This window comes from Verrucosispora sp. ts21 (assembly GCF_002879555.1).
In the GTDB taxonomy this organism is placed as follows: Bacteria; Actinomycetota; Actinomycetes; order Mycobacteriales; family Micromonosporaceae; genus Micromonospora; species Micromonospora gifhornensis.
Genome location: NZ_PNOZ01000027.1, coordinates 19014 through 35020, shown reverse-complemented (window position 1 = coordinate 35020; position 16007 = coordinate 19014). Strand labels below are relative to the sequence as shown.

19 protein-coding genes are annotated in these 16007 nt (G+C 70.3%); 7 read left to right on the top strand and 12 right to left on the bottom strand.

The features are described 5' to 3' along the window. Positions 1-17: 17 nt before the first annotated feature. From C1A38_RS14115 to C1A38_RS14100, 4 genes are all read right to left on the bottom strand, one after another. Positions 18-644: a response regulator transcription factor gene (locus C1A38_RS14115; protein ID WP_102658286.1), complete on the bottom strand. Its 627-nt coding sequence runs from the start codon at positions 642-644 to the stop codon at positions 18-20. Continuing rightward, on the bottom strand, positions 641-1825 hold the full coding sequence (locus C1A38_RS14110) for a sensor histidine kinase (protein WP_102658321.1): 1185 nt from the start codon (positions 1823-1825) through the stop codon (positions 641-643). Before C1A38_RS14110 ends, C1A38_RS14115 begins: the two co-directional genes overlap by 4 nt. A 10-nt stretch (positions 1826-1835) precedes the next feature. Then, positions 1836-2273 carry an ABA4-like family protein gene (locus C1A38_RS14105; protein ID WP_102658285.1) on the bottom strand — a complete coding sequence of 146 codons (438 nt, stop codon included), beginning with the start codon at positions 2271-2273 and terminating at the stop codon, positions 1836-1838. Positions 2274-2334: 61 nt separating this feature from the next. Next, a complete protein-coding gene (locus tag C1A38_RS14100) occupies positions 2335-3267 on the bottom strand; it encodes a hypothetical protein (protein ID WP_199180205.1) in 933 nt (310 codons plus the stop codon). A gap of 245 nt (positions 3268-3512) precedes the next feature. Here C1A38_RS14100 and C1A38_RS14095 point away from each other — a divergent pair, with 245 nt between their 5' ends. Continuing rightward, positions 3513-4514, top strand: coding sequence for a CehA/McbA family metallohydrolase (locus C1A38_RS14095; RefSeq protein ID WP_102658283.1), 1002 nt, complete (start codon positions 3513-3515; stop codon positions 4512-4514). Between the two features lie 110 nt (positions 4515-4624). On the opposite strand, the gene C1A38_RS14090 is transcribed toward C1A38_RS14095, so the two are convergent. Genes C1A38_RS14090 through C1A38_RS14075 form a run of 4 tightly spaced genes read right to left on the bottom strand, consistent with a single transcriptional unit; the run spans position 4625 to position 7136 of the window. Next, on the bottom strand, positions 4625-5113 hold the full coding sequence (locus tag C1A38_RS14090; protein WP_102658282.1) for a hypothetical protein: 489 nt from the start codon (positions 5111-5113) through the stop codon (positions 4625-4627). A 4-nt stretch (positions 5114-5117) separates the two neighbouring features. Continuing rightward, positions 5118-6434 carry a WXG100 family type VII secretion target gene (locus tag C1A38_RS31795; RefSeq protein ID WP_233196818.1) on the bottom strand — a complete coding sequence of 439 codons (1317 nt, stop codon included), beginning with the start codon at positions 6432-6434 and terminating at the stop codon, positions 5118-5120. Continuing rightward, positions 6431-6751 (bottom strand): type VII secretion target, encoded by a 321-nt coding sequence (locus C1A38_RS14080; RefSeq protein ID WP_102658281.1) that lies wholly within the window; start codon positions 6749-6751, stop codon positions 6431-6433. The genes C1A38_RS31795 and C1A38_RS14080 overlap by 4 nt, the downstream gene beginning before the upstream one ends. Then, the gene (locus tag C1A38_RS14075; protein ID WP_102658280.1) at positions 6738-7136 is read right to left on the bottom strand and encodes a YbaB/EbfC family nucleoid-associated protein; all 399 of its coding nucleotides are present in this window, start codon (positions 7134-7136) and stop codon (positions 6738-6740) included. The genes C1A38_RS14080 and C1A38_RS14075 overlap by 14 nt, the downstream gene beginning before the upstream one ends. A gap of 222 nt (positions 7137-7358) precedes the next feature. Here C1A38_RS14075 and C1A38_RS14070 point away from each other — a divergent pair, with 222 nt between their 5' ends. Next, complete coding sequence (locus C1A38_RS14070) at positions 7359-8060, top strand: CBS domain-containing protein (protein WP_102658279.1); 702 nt, start codon at positions 7359-7361, stop codon at positions 8058-8060. A 66-nt stretch (positions 8061-8126) separates the two neighbouring features. On the opposite strand, the gene C1A38_RS14065 is transcribed toward C1A38_RS14070, so the two are convergent. After that, positions 8127-8903, bottom strand: coding sequence for an SDR family oxidoreductase (locus tag C1A38_RS14065; RefSeq protein WP_102658278.1), 777 nt, complete (start codon positions 8901-8903; stop codon positions 8127-8129). Between the two features lie 238 nt (positions 8904-9141). Here C1A38_RS14065 and sigJ point away from each other — a divergent pair, with 238 nt between their 5' ends. Then, entirely contained in the window at positions 9142-10026 is an 885-nt protein-coding gene (sigJ, locus tag C1A38_RS14060) for an RNA polymerase sigma factor SigJ (protein ID WP_102658320.1), read from the top strand. 112 nt (positions 10027-10138) lie between these two features. Here sigJ and C1A38_RS14055 read toward each other — a convergent pair whose 3' ends face one another. Both C1A38_RS14055 and C1A38_RS14050 read right to left on the bottom strand, forming a co-directional pair. Continuing rightward, on the bottom strand, positions 10139-10765 hold the full coding sequence (locus tag C1A38_RS14055; RefSeq protein WP_102658277.1) for a DUF6518 family protein: 627 nt from the start codon (positions 10763-10765) through the stop codon (positions 10139-10141). Positions 10766-10858: 93 nt separating this feature from the next. Continuing rightward, positions 10859-11497, bottom strand: a complete 639-nt coding sequence (locus C1A38_RS14050; protein WP_102658276.1) for a CG0192-related protein — start codon at positions 11495-11497, stop codon at positions 10859-10861. A gap of 126 nt (positions 11498-11623) precedes the next feature. Between C1A38_RS14050 and C1A38_RS14045 the strand changes: the two genes are divergently transcribed. Continuing rightward, positions 11624-11971: a hypothetical protein gene (locus C1A38_RS14045; protein ID WP_102658275.1), complete on the top strand. Its 348-nt coding sequence runs from the start codon at positions 11624-11626 to the stop codon at positions 11969-11971. Between the two features lie 6 nt (positions 11972-11977). Here C1A38_RS14045 and C1A38_RS14040 read toward each other — a convergent pair whose 3' ends face one another. Continuing rightward, positions 11978-12742: a FadR/GntR family transcriptional regulator gene (locus C1A38_RS14040; RefSeq protein ID WP_223165704.1), complete on the bottom strand. Its 765-nt coding sequence runs from the start codon at positions 12740-12742 to the stop codon at positions 11978-11980. Between the two features lie 179 nt (positions 12743-12921). Between C1A38_RS14040 and C1A38_RS14035 the strand changes: the two genes are divergently transcribed. The 3 genes from C1A38_RS14035 to C1A38_RS14025 all read left to right on the top strand — a co-directional run bounded on the left by C1A38_RS14035 (position 12922) and on the right by C1A38_RS14025 (position 16002). After that, positions 12922-14169, top strand: coding sequence for an ABC transporter substrate-binding protein (locus C1A38_RS14035; RefSeq protein ID WP_233196827.1), 1248 nt, complete (start codon positions 12922-12924; stop codon positions 14167-14169). Positions 14170-14287: 118 nt separating this feature from the next. Further along, on the top strand, positions 14288-15190 hold the full coding sequence (locus tag C1A38_RS14030; protein WP_199180204.1) for a carbohydrate ABC transporter permease: 903 nt from the start codon (positions 14288-14290) through the stop codon (positions 15188-15190). After that, complete coding sequence (locus tag C1A38_RS14025; RefSeq protein WP_102658273.1) at positions 15187-16002, top strand: carbohydrate ABC transporter permease; 816 nt, start codon at positions 15187-15189, stop codon at positions 16000-16002. The genes C1A38_RS14030 and C1A38_RS14025 overlap by 4 nt, the downstream gene beginning before the upstream one ends. Positions 16003-16007: the final 5 nt, after the last annotated feature.

Below are 16007 nucleotides of genomic sequence, written 5' to 3'. Positions count from 1 at the left end.
GGATTCCGCAACGCTGCTCACACGCCGTGGGCGAACAGCGCCAGGCGTACCCGGTTCGGGCTGCCGGTCTTGGTCATCAGGCTGGTGATGTGCGTCTTGACGGTGGTGACGCCGATGTGGAGCCGCTCGGCGATCTCCGCGTTGGACAGCCCTTCGGCGACCAACCTCAGCACCTCCTGTTCGCGGGCAGAGAGCCCACCGACCGGCTCCGGTGACGCGGTGCGGGCGTGCACCGCCCGGTGCACCAGCCGGCGCAGCACCTCCTGGCTGAACGGACTGTCCCCGGCCGCGGCCCGACGGATGCCGTCGAGCAGGTCGGTGGGGGGTGCGTCCTTGAGCAGGAAACCGCAGGCTCCGGCGGTCAACGCCGGATAAAGGTGGTCGTCGTCGCCGAAGGTGGTCAACACCAGCACTCGAGTGGCGGGCCGGTCGGCGAGGATGCGGCTGGTCGCGGTGATCCCGTCCACGCCCGGCATCCGCAGATCCATCACCACCACGTCCGGGCGCAGCCGGGTGGCCAGGGAGATCGCCTCGCGGCCGTTGTCGGCCTCGCCGACCACCTCGATGTCCGGCGTGGACTCACAGAGCATCCGCAGGCCGGCGCGGATGAGATGCTGGTCGTCGACGAGCAGGACCCGGATCATGACACCTCTTCCGACGCGGCGGGCAGGACGGTCTGCACCCGCCAGCCCGTACCCTCGACCGGTCCGGCCGCCAACCGGCCGCCGAGCACCTCGACCCGCTCCCGCATCCCCGGGATGCCGTGGCCGCCGCCGGCCGGCACCGGAGCCGGGACCGGGCCACGCCCGTCGTCCACCACCTCCCAGTGGACGGCCCCGTCACGCATCCGTACGGTCAGCCGGGCCACGGCCGACGGGCCGGCGTGCCGGGCCACGTTGGTCAGCGCCTCCTGGGTCAGGCGCAGCACCGCCAGGCCCCGCACCGCGTCGATCGCGCCGATCGCCGGGTCGATGTCGGCCTCCACGGTGATCCCCGCCTGCCGAGCCCGGTCCACCGCCGCACTCAGAGCAGCGGGCAGCGCCGACGGCTCGATCGCGGTCAGCGCCGCGTCGCCGCGTACCGCATCGGGGTCGCGCAGCACCGCGACCAGCCGGCGCAGGTCGGCCAGGGCCGCGGTGCCGGTGGCGTGCACGTCACCGAAGACCGCGTCCACCCGCGGATCCAGGTCGGTGATGACGTGCCGGGCCACGCCGACTCGCAGCACCATCGACGCCACGTGATGCGCGACCACGTCGTGCAGTTCGCGGGCGATGGCGCTGCGTTCGTCGGCGCGGGCGGCCCGGGCCTCCGACTCCCGGCGGCGCTGCTCCTCCGCCGCCCGCTGCTGCGCCTGCGCGGTCAACTCACGGGTCGTGCGCACCACCAGGCCGAGCAGCAGCGGAACGCCGACCTCCAGCAGCAGCCCGACCACGCCGGAGAGGAAACGGGGCAGCGGCTCGCCGATCGAGTTGGTCAGGGCGACCGCCGCCACCCCCGTCGCGGCCAACCAGACGGTGCGGGTGCTCGTGGCGCGCATGGTCAGTTCGAGCAACGCCCAACTGGCCCCGACCTGGTTGATCGTGACGTCGTCGAGCAGTGGGATCGCCACGGCCAGCAGCGCGGTCTGCACCACCAGATTGACCAGGGGCCGGCGGTGCAACACCAGACCGAGAGAGAACGCGATCACCGCGAGGACCCACTGGGTGATCCCCGGTCGGTCGCCACCCAGCGGACCGAAGATCAGGTAGCCGAGGCCCGCGAGGTCGAGCAGGAGCATCCGCGCGAAGCTGTCCCGCGCGTCGAACAGCCGTCCCACCCACCCCACGGGGGTCACCCTAGCCCTCCGCGCCGGCCGGGCGTGGCGTCCACCTGCCCCGAATGATCAGGTACGCGGCCAGGCCGAGCGGCCCGAGCAGGATCGTCAACAGCAGCACCGGTGCCATCACCAGCGACGGCACCCCACGCTCCCGACTGTCCAGCCACGCCCACCGACCGACGAACAGATCGAACACGATCATGTGAGCCCAGCCCGCCGCCGCGCCGTCCGCCTCACCCAGCAGGTCGCGTACCCCATCCAGGGACGGCGACGCCACCGCCGGCAGCACCTCACCGAGCGCGGGCAGCACCAGCACCGCGTAGATCACCAGGCCGGGAAGCACGATCCACGGTGAGGCGATGATCCGAGCGGTCACCGACCACTTCGGTGCCAGGATCATCAACGCCCAGAACGGCGCGGCCACCGCGAACGTCAGCGTGAACAGCACCTCGGTCATGTCTGCGCCCCTTCCTCCCGGACGCCGTCCCGGCGCCCGCCGCACCTGATGCTGCGCCCGCTCACGCCGCCAACGCCACTTCGGGTTTGCGACCACGAGCCACCACCAGGCCGGCGGCCGCCACGGTGGCGACGAGCAGTGCCGCCGCGACGCCCAGGGTCAGCGCGTCGGGCCGCAGCAGCGCCTGCCCGCGCAACGCCTGCCAGGTCAACAGCAGCGTCAACCCGCCGTACGCGCCACCCGCGACGACCAGCAGCCGCGCTCGTGTCCGCCCGTTGAGACGGCCACCGCCGAACCGGCCGAGCAGCACCGCCAGGATCGGCAACACCTGCATCGCGTGCAGCCCCACGAAGTGGCCGATCCGCAGGTCCCCGCCGGTGCTGCTCCAACCGACCAGGGGCAGGCCGGGACCGCCGTCGACCACCCCCACGCTGTGCGCCCCGGCGATTCCCTCGGCCGCCGAACCGTCACCGGCCATCACCATCGGGGTCGCCACCAGCATGCCGAGCAGCGCCAACCCCAACCCCAGCCCGATCGCGTACCGGCCGGCCCGGTCGGCGATCGGTTGCCGCAGCACCACCACCGCGAGGACGAGGTGCGCCACGGACAGCACCATGATCGCCACACCCATCAGCATCCACAGCATCGCGTTCAACGAACTGCTCACGTTGTAGTGGCTGGTCGTACCCCGCAACACCTGACCGACGATGATGGCCATCTCCACCACCCCCAGCGCCACGATGAGGGTGGCCGTCCACTCCGCGACCCTGCTGCGTCGGCGCAGCAGGGAGAGCAGCCAGGCCAGCGTCACGCCGTACAGCACGAAGGACACCGCGAACTTCAACGGCTTGAGCCAGATCGGCACACCGGTCAGGACCCGCCCGTCGACGACGACGCCGACGACGGAGACGACGGCGAGGCCCGCCATCGCCCAGACGAATATCAACAGTGGACGGTGCCAGGCCGTTCCCTGGCGTCGATAGGTAGCAGTCATGCTGTCGATGCTGTTCGGCGGCGTGCTCCAGCGCGCCCGACCACAGGCCCCAACCGCGACCGCAGGTCTGGCCGCCCCTCCTACCCGGGTAGGAGGTGGCAGGTGTCCGCCGTATCGCCGAAACGGCGGGGTGCGCAGCGGTGGGACGCCGCCATGCCGGCGAAACGGAATCGATCACCGTGAGGATGCGCGTCGGCTCAGGGGGAGCCGGACGCGATTCAGCGATACGGATAGTGTGGACGTCGATGTCCGACGTCGCGCAGTCGCGTTATCCGCCTCGACGGGCGGCGGGCCGAGGGCCCGGTTGGTACCGGGGTGATCTGCACGTGCACTCGCTGCTGTCGCAGGGTGCCGACCTGACGCCCGCTCACCTTGCCGCCGCAGCCCGTACGCTCGGGCTCGACTTCATCGCCACCACCGAGCACAACACGGCCGCCGGGCACGCCGAGTGGGGGCCGTACGCCGATGACGACCTGCTGGTGATCCTGGGTCAGGAGGTCACCACCCGCACCGGCCACTGGCTCGCCCTGGGCCTCGCCCCCGAGCAGGCGGTCGAGTGGCGGTACGGCGTCCGGGACGAGGTGATCGGCCAACACCTGGATCAGGTACGCCGCAGCGGTGGACTGTGTGTGGCGGCGCACCCGCACGCGCCGTATCCATCGGGGACGCTGATGTACCCGTACGACTGGTTCGACGCGGTGGAGGTGTGGAACGGGCGCTGGGCATCGGACCTGCCGTGGAACGCCGACAACGAGGCGGCCCTGGCCGAATGGGGACGCAGCCTGGCCAGCGATATCCGTCAAGGACAGTGGCTACCGGTCGTGGGCAACAGCGACGCCCACCTCGCCGGTCAGCTCGGTACGCCGCACACAGTGGTCCACACCGAGGAGTTGAGCTGCGATGCGGTGCTGGCCGGTGTCCGCGCGGGTCGAAGCTGGATCGCCGAGTCGGCCGCCGTCACCCTCGACGTCACCGCCACCGCCGCGAACCGGTCAGGGGGAGTGGGCGAGCACCTGGTCACCGACGGCGAGCCCATCGCGGTACGGGTGCAGGTCTGCGGTGTGCCGTCCGGCACGATCACCCTGCACACCGAGCATGGCGTCGTGCACCGCCATGCGCTGCCCGACGACGGCGCGGGTGTCACGCAGTGGCGGACGAACGCGGACGAAACGTCCTTCGTCCGCGTCGAGGTACGCCATCCCGACCGGCAGATGGCCGCCCTCAGCAACCCCATCATCCTGAGCTGAGGAACCCGCGTCGCCGTATCGCCGAAACGGCGGGGTACGCCCCAGCCGGAAGCCGCCACTACGGCGAAACGGAGTCGATCATTGTCACCCGGACTATCGGCCTGGCGTGGTCACGTGTGCGGCTGGGCTAAGCGCTCGAAGTAGCGGTACCAGAGCTGTCGACTATCGGCGTCTGGTGTCGTGCCGGGCGGGAACCAGGTGAGGCCGAGTACGGGATCCCAGGCCGCGATCAGGGTGTCGAGGCCGGCAATGAGCGCCGCCGGCCACAACGCCGACGCGGCCAGTTCGGTGAACGCCAGCCGGGCCTCCGCCAACTGGATGTCGCGGTCCCGGCCGGTATACCCGAAGTCCCACAGGATCTGATAGCCGTCCAACAGTGACTGTTCCGCCTGGCTCGCCTGTGCGTCTGCCAGGTAGTTGTCCGCGACCTCGCCGCCAACCTCCTTGCCGCCGGAAACACCCCACCGGGCCGGACGGCTCACGTAGACGCCACCCTTGCTGCCGGCGAACTTGCGCATGCTCAGCGAGGCGGCAAGCTGTTCGGCGACCTCATCCGGCGAGGAGTCCGCGTTGATGAAGATCTGCTCCTGGACCGACACGGCGTCACCGTGGCCCGTCGGGCAGAGTGAGGATCCGATCCTCGCCGAGGATGATCTGGACGCGATCCGGTAGCGGAGTGCCGTGCTGCCGGTGATGTCCAACCGCTCGGGCGTACCCTCTGCGCGCCTCATCTTCGGTGAGACCCACCGCCCGACCATCTATCACCACGTCGCCGCCACCTTCTTGTTCCAGCTGTTTGCCGGCAGTCAGGATGTTACGTCGGACGGCTTCACTGCTGGCCTGATTGAGGCTCTTGAGCTCGGTCACCACACCCGGGTCATCAGGACCGGCACGGGTCATCGCATCAGGGTTCTTCTGGAACTCGATGTCGTCGATGCGCTCCCGCGGATGCACCATGATGCCCTCGGCGCCGAGCCGGTCGGCGACGTGCCGCTCCTTGGCGGCGAACAGGCCGTGAGGATCCTGTGTGCCTGGACGGAAATCGTCTCCGAGCGCACCCCGATGCTTGCCTGGGTCGAAATCGGGAGGCCTCGGCTCGCTGTCGGGCTGGCGTTGTCCGCGCGGGCTCTCCTCCGGCGATCGTCGGCCTCCAGGTGGCGCGTTGCGGAGTCGGGCGAGGGCTTGTTTGAGCTGGTCGATGAGGGTGCCGAGGCGGCGGATGGTGGGAATGAGGTGGCGGAGGCTGTTGAGTAGTCCGCGCAGCAGTCGGGCTATGCGGGCAGCCCATGCGGCGACCAGCGTGGTGGCCTGTTCGACGACCAGGGGAGTGGCCAGGCCGGCGGTGGCGATGAGTTCGGTGGCGTACACGATGAGGCGGGAGACGCAGGTGGCGATGGCGTCGCGGACCAGCAGTCGGACGGCGGCGACCAGGCCGGCGGTGCCTTCGGTGATGGCGGCCATCGCGTCGGCGCCCTGGGCGAGGCCGGCGAGGGCCTGGCGTTGTTCGGTGGACCAGGCACGGTAGGCGCGGGCGGCCTCGCCCTGCCAGGCCGCGATGTCGGTGGTGACGTCGCGGGCCAGCGTGGCGGCCTCGTCGCGCAGCGACGATGCCACGTTGCGCCAGGTCTGGGCGTGTGCGGTGATCTGGGCCGGGTCACCGGCGAGCCAGTCGAGGGCTTCGCTGAGAGGTTTTACGTGTTCGATGAGCCAGGCGATGCCGTACTGGAGCAGCGCGCCGACCGGGTCGGAGACGAACGCGAGAGCGTCCAGGCCGGCGCTGACCACGCCGAGGGTGCCGTCGATCCAACTGCCGGTGGTGACACCCTGGTGGATCAGTTCGATGTCCTCGAGGATCCAGACCCCCGCCCACGCGCTCGGCCCGGTGTGCACCGGGGCGGCGACGAGCGGGTTGCCGGTCACCTGGCGTTCCGTACCCGATCCAGGCTGTGCTGGGCACGAGTGTCGGTGGCCCGGTAGTTCTCGGCGCTGGTGCGTAACCGGCCGGCGGTGTCGCGGACCGAGGTGGCGGCGGTGCCGATGCCGTCGACCAGGATTCGTTGCAGGCCGTCGAGCAGCGTGGGCATGATCGCGCAGAGTTGACCGTACGCGTCGGCGCTGAGCCGGACGTGCTGCCCGGCCTGTCGGGCGGTGTCGAGGGTGTCGGCGTGCCGGTCGAGGCGTGCGGCATGGGTCACCAGGTCGTCGGGGTCGACCTGGATGTGCTCACCGGTCGGCATCCGGTGCGTCCTGCCCGGTCAGGCGGCGGCGGTAGGAGTTCAGCAGCGCCGGCCCGGCCGGGTCGTCGTCGCCCAGGGTCTCGGTGGTCGCCGTGGTGATGCGGCGCAGCAGGTCGGCCTGCGCGGCTCGGGTGGTGGCCAGCACCTGCCGCGCGGTGCGTGCCGCGGACTGCTGGCGGATCCGTTCGTCCAGACGCAGGTCGACCAGTTGGCCTGCCGAGTCGACGGTGACCTCGACGCTGCGGTCGGCGTCGTGGGCGGTGCCGGTGAGGGTGCTGACGCGTGCCGACAGGGCCCGCGCCCGCTGCGCCCGGTCGGCTATCGACGCCTCCCACTCGTCGAGCCGGCGTTGCGTCGCGTCCAGCGCGGCCTCGTCCGCCCACATGCGAACCTCCCGGGACATCGCCGGTCGCCAGAGGCGAGGTCGCCGTCACGTTATCAACCGGTCGCGCTGGGTGCTGCCCCGCGCACGGCCCACCCCAGCTGCTCGCCCGGTGGGCCTGGGTGGGGTGGGCCAGAGGTCCTGTCGAGGCGGGTCGGGCAGCACTGACCTGCCCGACCGTCCCCGGCATAGCGTGGATTCGCAAGACTTACAGAGGAGGTCGTGATGCGGGCCTGGCAGGTGGAAGACGTGATGACCAGGGACGTCGCCACGGTGGTGGAGCAGACGCCGTACCGGCAGATCGTCGATCTGCTTGCCGAGCGGCGGGTCAGCGCCGTGCCGGTGGTGGACGATTTCGGGCACGTGCTGGGCGTCGTGTCCGAGGCGGACCTGCTGCACAAGGTGGAGTGGATGGGTGAGCCGCACGAGCGGCGGGTCTTCGAGGGCGCCCGGCAGCGCAGGTCGCGCCGCAAGGGTGAGGCGGACAACGCTCGGGAGCTGATGACGACCCCGGCGGTGACCACGTCTCCGCACACCTCCCTGGTCGCCGCGGCCAAGCTGATGGACCGTGAGCAGGTCAAACGCCTGCCGGTGGTGGACGACCTGGGTCGGGTCGTCGGCATCGTGACCCGTTCCGACCTGTTGCGGGTGCACCTGCGCCCGGACGCGGACATCCGCCACGACGTGGTGCAGGAGGTGCTGCGTCGGGTGCTGGCGGTACGCGAGGGCGCCGTCCGGGTCGAGGTACGCGACGGCGTGGTGACCATGACCGGTCGGCTGGACCGGCGCTCCGCGGTCGACATCGCGGGACGGCTCGCCGCCCGGGTGAGCGGCGTCGTCGAGGTGGTCAACGAGTTGGCCTTCGACTTCGACGACACCGACCTGCCCCGTTACGCGTCGTTCCCGGTGCAGCCGACCCGCCTGTAGAGCCGGTGGCGCACGCGGCCGGGCCCGGCCGGGAGACCCCCGTATCCCGACCGGGCCCGGCCCTTTCTAGGCCGACGCCGGGTGTCCGACCTGGTCGGTGAGGAACTGCCCCCAGGCGCGGGTGCCTCTCGTCGCGCCGGGCAGGCTCAGGTTCGCCCCCTGCCGGTAGGCGCGACCCGCGCTGCCGGGTATCCGTACCGGCATCAGCAGCCGACGTCGGCCGGTGGCCCGCAGGTAGCTGCGGATCAGCTCGCCCAGCGCGTACACCTGCGGGCCGGCCAGGTCGGGCACCAGGCCGGCCGGCGCGGCCAGGGCCAGCGCGGCGAGCCGGGCGGCGACCTCCCGGCCGTCCACCGGTTCCAGCCGCATCCCGCCGGGTGCCGGGATCACCGGCAGGGCGGACATCTTGCGGACCAGGGTGAGGGTCAGCTCGTGGAACTGGGCGGCGCGCAGCGTCGTCCACGGCACGCCGGAGTCGGAGACAGCCTGCTCGGCGGCGAGTTTCGTCCGCAGCCAGGCCAGCGGCACCCGGTCGGCTCCGATCACCGAGACGAACACCAGATGGCGTACGTCGGCCTGCCGCGCGGCCCGCGCCAGGGTGCGCGCCAGCTGGTCGTCGCCCTTCTGGCCGCCGGCCAGGTGCAGCACGATCTGCACGTCGCGGACCGCCGCGTCGACGCCCTCCCCGGTGGCCAGGTCTCCGGTGACGTGGGTGACGCCGGGGGAGGGCGCCCCGCCGTGACGGCTGAGGACCCGAACCCGGTGGCCGGCCTCGTGCAGCAGTGGGACGACCAGTCGGCCGAGGGTGCCGGTGCCGCCGGTGACGAGAATCGGTGGATGCACGACGTTCTCCCTGCGCCAGGACCGGGCAGTGCGCTCGCGGTCGATTACCGTTCGTGGCTTCACCGGCTCGACCCCGCCCCACCGGTCGACGTGACCGCCGGGTGAGCTGGATCACCCAGCGGTCACGTCGGGGCGCGCGGTGGGGTCGAAGCGTTAGGAAGGGCCCCTTCCTAACGCCTGCGGTAGAGGAAGGGCCCCTTGTTAACGACCAGTCGGTGTGGCCGGCGAAGGGATCGACATGGACGGGCGCACCGGGCTGGCCGAGCGGTTCGAGGAGCATCGGCCGCACCTGCACGCGGTGGCCTACCGGATGCTGGGCTCGCTCGGCGAGGCCGACGACGCGGTGCAGGAGACCTGGCTGCGGCTGTCCCGTACCGACGTCGACGGGGTGGACAACCTCGCCGCCTGGCTGACCACGGTGGTCGCCCGGGTCAGCCTGAACACGCTGCGCGGCCGTCGGCGTCGTCGCGAGGAGCCACTGGACGTGCGGGTACCCGACCCGGTGGTCGCACCGGCCGGCCCGGACGATCCCGAGTACGCCGCCGTGCTCGCCGACTCGGTGGGGCTGGCGTTGCTGGTGGTCCTGGACACCCTCACTCCGGCGGAACGGCTCGCCTTCGTGCTGCACGACATGTTCGCCGTACCGTTCGACGAGATCGCGCCGATGATCGACCGGTCACCGACGGCGGCCCGGCAACTGGCCAGCCGGGCCCGCCGACGGGTACGCGGCCAGGTCCCCCAACCGGACGCCGATCTGGCCCGGCAGCGGCAGGTGGTCGACGCCTTCCTCGCCGCCGCCCGCCACGGTGACCTCGACGCGCTGGTGGGGGTCCTGCATCCGGACGTGGTGCTTCGTTCCGACGGTGGCGTGGCCCGTACCCGGCACACCACCGTGCTCACCGGGGCCCGGGATGTCGCCGCCCAGGCCGTCACCTTCGGCCGGTTCTCCCCGTTCGCCCGGCCCGCCGTGATCAACGGCAGCGCCGGTGTGGTGGTCACCGCAGCCGGCCGGCCGTTGTCGGTGATGGCCTTCACCGTCTCGGCCGGACTGATCGCCGAGATCGACGTGATCGCGGACCCGGACCGCCTGGCCCGACTGGATCTCACCTCGTTCACCGACTGACGACCGCACCGGACAGCAGGGTGGCCGGCGTCGCCGCCGGCCTCGCGCCGCCGTGTTCGTCCGGTCGCGATCGGTTGAGCGGGGCGAGTCGATGCGGTGGGGTGGTCTCGGGTCAGGCGCCGAAGCCGGCCAGTCGGAAGGCCACGAAGCCGACGAGAGCCAGGGGGAGTGCGGTGGCCAGCGCGAGCAGTCGCGCCCGGGTGCCGCGGGCGACGACGACCACGACCAGGACGCCCAGCGTGGTCTTGATCAGAACGTTCCAGAGCGGGTCGATGCCGTAGTTCGGGTGGTTGATCCGGCTGGCGTCGATCAGGGCCTCGGCGAACAGGACCGCGCCGGGCAGGGCGATGCCGACCGGTTGTCGCCATCCTCGCTCGTGCGCCCAGACACCGCCGATGCCGAAGACCACTCCGGCGAGGACCCCGAAGCTCATCCAGAGCAGCGAGGTGGGTGCCCACAGCACCGACCAGTCGTCGCCCTGGATGACCGCCGCCGCGGCGTAGTAGCCGGGGACCGCGACGACGAGCGCGACGGCGGCGCCGATGGCCGCGCGTACCCAGCCGGTCCGGACCCAGAAGCCGAAGGCGAACGCGGCGACCGCCCAGACCGCACTGGAGTTGCCCAGGTCGGCGAAGGGGAAGGGGACGAACTTGATCCAGACGAAGTCGAGGATGCCGAGCAGCAGCCCGCCGAGTACGGCGGTGAGCGCGATGCTGCGGCGGTCGGGGTGGTGTCGCATGAGATCGGAGCATACTCGGTATGCATCGATGGGCCCGAGGCTGCCCTGTCGCTGGGGGCACCATCGCGCCGAAAGACGCCAGGGACGAGGGCGTCAGCGCACCGAGGCGTACGCCAGGGGCATGGTGACATCGTCCCAGGCGCCGGTCAGCGTGGCAGCGCCCACGCCGGCCGGTGGGCCGCCGGCGGTCGCGTCGGGGCGGCGGAGGAGGGTCAACTCCACCGTGTCGGTGACGATCACGGTCAGGGTGCCGTCCACCACCCGGCGTACCGCGCCGACGGTCGGCACATCGATGCGGCCCGAGTCGCTGGTGATCTCCATGTTCGGCGCGCGCACCTCACGGTGGCCGTCGACCTCGAAGTACTCCTCGGCCTGCCCGGTGCCGGCGAGGACGGCGTCGGCCAGCGCGGCGGCGTACACCGGATCGGCGCAGGCGTCGTAGACCCAGCGGGTGCCCAGCACCGAGTGCTCCGTGGTGCCGATCAGCCAGGCGTCGGCGGACGGCAGCGGCGCACCACGGTAGGTGAGCGGCACCTGGTGCACCGGGCCGGCCCCGGCGCGTACCAGCAGGGTCTCGATGCCGACCTCGCCGGCCGGGTCGTCGAACCGGTACGCGGCCACCCGCACCACCTCGGCTGCGGCGTCCCCCTGGTACCAGCCACGGCTGGGCAGCCAGGCGGTCAACAGTTCGAGCTTGGTGGGGCGGATCTCCGCCCGGTGCAGTAACGCCATGCGCGGCATCGTATGCCCGCTCGGTGTCCGGCGCGGTCCCGGTGGACGTGTGCGCAGGGCGGCAGCGGGTATGGCAGCCCTCTCACCTGACGGGCGGTCGCCGACGCGTACCGAAGGAGCGTGACAGTGACGGATCTCGGTGCAAAGGTCTCCTACCTCGCCCTCGGCACCGGTGTCCCGGTCTACGCCCCCGACGGCGCGTTCGTCGGGGTCGTCGAGCATGTCGTCGCCGACGAGCCGCAGGACATCTTCCACGGCGTGATCATCGAACCCACCCGGGATCACCATGCCCACCGCTTCGCCTACCGCGAGCAGATCGGTGAACTCCACGAGCGGGGTGTGGTGCTGTCGGTGCCGGCCGGGCAGTTGCACGAGCCGGGTACGGACATGCCGGCCGAGCAGGTGGAGGAGTCCGACGACCCGGTGCGGCTGGGCCTGCGTCGGGCCTGGGAATGGCTGATCCGACCGCAGTGACCTGGTTCAGGCCAGGTGCGGGTCGTGCAGCGTCTGCTCCCAGATCGACGACATCTCCTCGAACGCGTGCTCCATGATCTGCACCATGGCGCGGCGGGCGCTGTCGCCGTCGTGTCGTTGGATCCCCTGGGCGACCTCGGCGTGCAGTTGCAGGGCCTGCTCGTGCGGGTAGTGCGGCATCAGGTGGTAGTGATGCCGGCCGATGAGCACCTCGGCGACCAGGTCCTGGAGCTTGACGAACATCTCGTTGCCGGAGGCGCGCAGCACCCGCTGATGGAACTCGATGTCCAGGCGCAGGAAGCGCTCCTCGTCGCCGGCCTTGCCGGCGGCCCACATCTTCGCGGCGAGCCCCACCAGCTCGCTCGCGTCGTCGTGGTCGACGCGCTGGGCGGCCAGCCACGCGGCGTGCGGCTCGATGGCGGTACGCAGCTCGGTGATCGAGCGGATCTGGGCGATGCGTCCGGCCGAGGCCAGCCGCCAGCGGATCACCTGGGGATCGAAGACGTTCCAATGATCGGCTGAGCGGATCATGACGCCGACCCGGCGGCGCGTCTCGATGAACCCCATCGACGCGAGCACCCGCAGCACCTCTCGGATCACCGAGCGGGACACCGCGTAGCGGTCGACCAGTTCATCGATGTTGAGCACGGCGCCGGCCGCCAGCTCACCGCCGCAGATGGCGGTGCCGAGGTGGTCGAGGACGCGTCCGTGCAGCCCGGCCTCGGCAGGGGCGGCCTGTGCGGGTGCAACCCCCGGTGAGGGCACAATCACGTCACGGATCATATCAGTACGAGGTACCCCTTGTATAAGTCTGCTTTTTCGGCCTAGCATCCGGACGTTAAGCGGATGTAAAAACCCGTTGTCGTGCCCGTCCCCCCGGGGTCGCGACCAACACAGAAGGAGAGACGGACGTGGGACGTCGGTCAAAAATCGGGATATCTCTGGCGATGGTGTCCGCCTTGACGTTGTCCGCCTGCGGTGGCGGTGACGACAGCGGTTCCTCCGACACCGTGCGGGTCACCCTGGTCAACCATGTCTGGACCGAGAACATCCGGAAGGCGTTGCCGGAGTTCGAGCGGGAGACCGGCATCAAGGTCGAGGTCACCCAGCTCGGTGAGGACCAGCTGTCGGACCAGTACAACGTCAAGCTGAACGCCGGCTCCAGCGACATCGACGTGATGATGTACCGCCCGCTGCAGGAAGGCCGGCTGTTCGCCAAGAACAAGTACCTCGCCGACCTCACCGACAAGGCCAAGGGCAGCAGCGACTTCGACCTCGCCGACATCCAGGCGGCGCCGCTGAGCACCACCACCTACGAGGACAAGGTGGTCGGCGTGCCGATCATCACCGAGCAGCAGGTGCTCTACTACCGCAAGGACCTGCTGGAGAAGTCCGGCTTCAGCGCCCCGCCGCAGACCCTGGACGAGCTCAAGGCCCAGGCCGCGAAGATCCAGGCGGACAACCCGGGTGTGGCCGGCTTCGTCTCGCGTACCGGCAAGGCCGCCGCGGTCACCCAGTTCTCCAGCTTCCTGTTCAGCTTCGGCGGCGACTTCGTCGACGAGGCGGGCAAGTCCGCGGTCAGCTCCGACGCCGCCAAGCAGGCGTACGCGTACTACGGCGGTCTGCTGCGTGAGCACGGCCCGGCCAACATCAGCACCGACATGAGCTGGTCGGAGGCGATGGCGATCTTCACCCAGGGCCAGGCCGCCTTCTACACCGAGGCGAACTCGCTCTACAAGAACGCCACCGACCCGGCCAAGTCGAAGGTCTCCGACACCGTCGGGTTCGCGCCGTTCCCGGCCGGCCCGGCCGGCTCGAAGCCGTACAACGTCCCCTCCTGGGCGCTGGCCGTCAACGAGGCCTCGAAGAACCAGGACAACTCCTGGAAGTTCATCGAGTGGGCTGCCGGTAAGGCGCAGACCCTGGAGCAGCAGAAGTCCGGCGTGCCGGGCGCCCGCACCTCCGTGTGGGAGAACCCCGAGGGCATCGCCACCTACCCGAAGGACATGGCCGACGCGATCACCGTGAGCCTGGCCAACGGTGTCGGTCACGACCGGCCCGTGGTCGAGCGGGTCGCGCAGGCCCGCGAGATCGTCGGTCAGCCGATCGTCGACGCCATCACCGGTAAGGACGCCGCCGCCTCCGCCGAGGCCGCCAACCAGGCCTTCCAGAAGTTCCTGGACGACGAGGCCCGCTAAGTCCGGGCACGGGGGTGGTGGGGCGCACAGCCCCGCCACCCCCGTCCGGCCTCCCCATCACGGAGATCTGATGCCAGCTGTAACCGCACCCAGCCGGACGCCACGCAGCGCCGGAGTCATGCCTGACACGCCCGGCTGGGCGCGTTGGGCCAACGACCATCGCAAGTGGCTCTTCGCGGCCCCGGCCATGGCCTTCGTCGCCGCGCTGATCATCTTCCCGCTGGGCTGGACCATCTACCTCAGCTTCACCGACTCCTCGGGGTCGGTTCGGGCCGAGTCGGAGTTCATCGGCCTGCGCAACTACCTGGACGTGCTCACCGACACCGACCGGTTCTGGCCCGCCGTGGGCCGGACCGCCGCGTTCACCGGTGCCGCGCTGTTCTTCGAGGTAGTCCTCGGCATGGCGATCGCCCTGCTGCTGTGGCGTCCGTTCAAGGGCGAGAAGTGGGTCCGGGTCGCGATCCTGCTGCCGCTGGTCGCCACCCCGGTGGCCGTCGGCATGATGTGGCGGCTCATCTTCGACCCCAACATCGGTATGGCCAACCAGATCCTCAGCTGGGTCGGCATCGGCCCGCAGCCGTGGCTGGCCGGGCAGAACAGCGCGCTGCCCACCACGATCTTCATCGACATCTGGCAGTGGACCCCGATGGTGGTGCTGATCCTGCTGGCCGGTCTGACCTCGCTCTCCGACGAGCCGCAGGAAGCGGCGATGATCGACGGCGCGAGCACCTGGCAGCGCTTCCGGCACGTCACCCTGCCGCTGCTGATGCCCACCGTGATCGTCGCGGTGCTGCTGCGCGGCATCGACGCGCTGAAGACCTTCGACATCCTCTACGCGACCAAGGGGCGAGGCGGCGGTTCCTTCAACGAGGTGGAGACGCTCAACGTGTACGCCTACGGCCTGAGCTTCGACTACAACGAGTACGGCCTCTCCTCGACGGTGCTGATCCTGTTCTTCCTGATCATCATCGGCGTGATGTGGCTCCTCACCTCTCGCAAGAAGAAGGAGGCCGCCCGATGAAGACGAGTCTCGGATTCCGGATCTTCCGCACGGTGGCCCTGGTCGTCGTCGTGCTGTCGCTGGTGGCGCCGCTGGTCTGGATGGTGGCCGCCTCCTTCAAGACAAACGTCGACATCTACGACACCAGCAAGGCCCTGATCTTCTCGCCCACGCTTGACAACTACGGCACCGTCCTGCAGCAGGCCAACTACCTCCAGTTCATCGGCAACAGCCTCTGGGTGGCCTTCGCGGCGACCGTGCTGTCGCTGCTGCTCGGCGTGCCGGCCGCGTACTCGATGAGCCGGTTCAACATGCGCAAGTCGGCGCTGGTGGTGCTGATGGCCCGGGTCATCCCCGGTGTCTCGCTGCTGGTGCCCTGGTACTACGTCTTCTCGAACCTGCGCATGGTCGGCGGGTTCAGCGTGCTGATCCTGAGCCACATGTTCGTCTCGCTGCCGTTGATCGTCTACATCATGATGGGCTTCTTCGACGGTCTGCCGGACGAGTTGGAGGAGGCGGCGCAGGTCGACGGTCTGACCCCGATCGGGGCGTTCCGTCGGGTCACCCTGCCGTTGTCGGTGCCGGGCATCGCGACCGCCGGCATCCTGTCCTTCATCTTCTCGTGGAACAACTTCATGTTCGCCCTGGTGCTCTCCGGCGCGGACACGAAGACCCTGCCGGTGGCGATCTTCGACTTCGTCGGCTACGCGAGCATCGACTGGGGCGGCCTGATGGCGGCGACCACAGTGGTCACCCTGCCCATCATGATCATTGCGCTGTTCGTGCAGAAGTACATCGTCTCCGGACTCACCGCAGGCGCGACGAAGGGCTGAGCACC

What these genes read in the sequence shown, in the direction of transcription:
- C1A38_RS14115 (WP_102658286.1), bottom strand. Translation starts at nt 644, where the DNA reads ATGATCCGGGTCCTGCTCGTCGACGACCAGCATCTCATCCGCGCCGGC.
- C1A38_RS14105 (WP_102658285.1), bottom strand. Translation starts at nt 2,273, where the DNA reads ATGACCGAGGTGCTGTTCACGCTGACGTTCGCGGTGGCCGCGCCGTTC.
- C1A38_RS14100 (WP_199180205.1), bottom strand. Translation starts at nt 3,267, where the DNA reads ATGACTGCTACCTATCGACGCCAGGGAACGGCCTGGCACCGTCCACTG.
- C1A38_RS14095 (WP_102658283.1), top strand. Translation starts at nt 3,513, where the DNA reads ATGTCCGACGTCGCGCAGTCGCGTTATCCGCCTCGACGGGCGGCGGGC.
- C1A38_RS14080 (WP_102658281.1), bottom strand. Translation starts at nt 6,751, where the DNA reads ATGCCGACCGGTGAGCACATCCAGGTCGACCCCGACGACCTGGTGACC.
- C1A38_RS14075 (WP_102658280.1), bottom strand. Translation starts at nt 7,136, where the DNA reads ATGTGGGCGGACGAGGCCGCGCTGGACGCGACGCAACGCCGGCTCGAC.
- C1A38_RS14070 (WP_102658279.1), top strand. Translation starts at nt 7,359, where the DNA reads ATGCGGGCCTGGCAGGTGGAAGACGTGATGACCAGGGACGTCGCCACG.
- sigJ (WP_102658320.1), top strand. Translation starts at nt 9,142, where the DNA reads ATGGACGGGCGCACCGGGCTGGCCGAGCGGTTCGAGGAGCATCGGCCG.
- C1A38_RS14055 (WP_102658277.1), bottom strand. Translation starts at nt 10,765, where the DNA reads ATGCGACACCACCCCGACCGCCGCAGCATCGCGCTCACCGCCGTACTC.
- C1A38_RS14050 (WP_102658276.1), bottom strand. Translation starts at nt 11,497, where the DNA reads ATGGCGTTACTGCACCGGGCGGAGATCCGCCCCACCAAGCTCGAACTG.
- C1A38_RS14030 (WP_199180204.1), top strand. Translation starts at nt 14,288, where the DNA reads ATGCCTGACACGCCCGGCTGGGCGCGTTGGGCCAACGACCATCGCAAG.
- C1A38_RS14025 (WP_102658273.1), top strand. Translation starts at nt 15,187, where the DNA reads ATGAAGACGAGTCTCGGATTCCGGATCTTCCGCACGGTGGCCCTGGTC.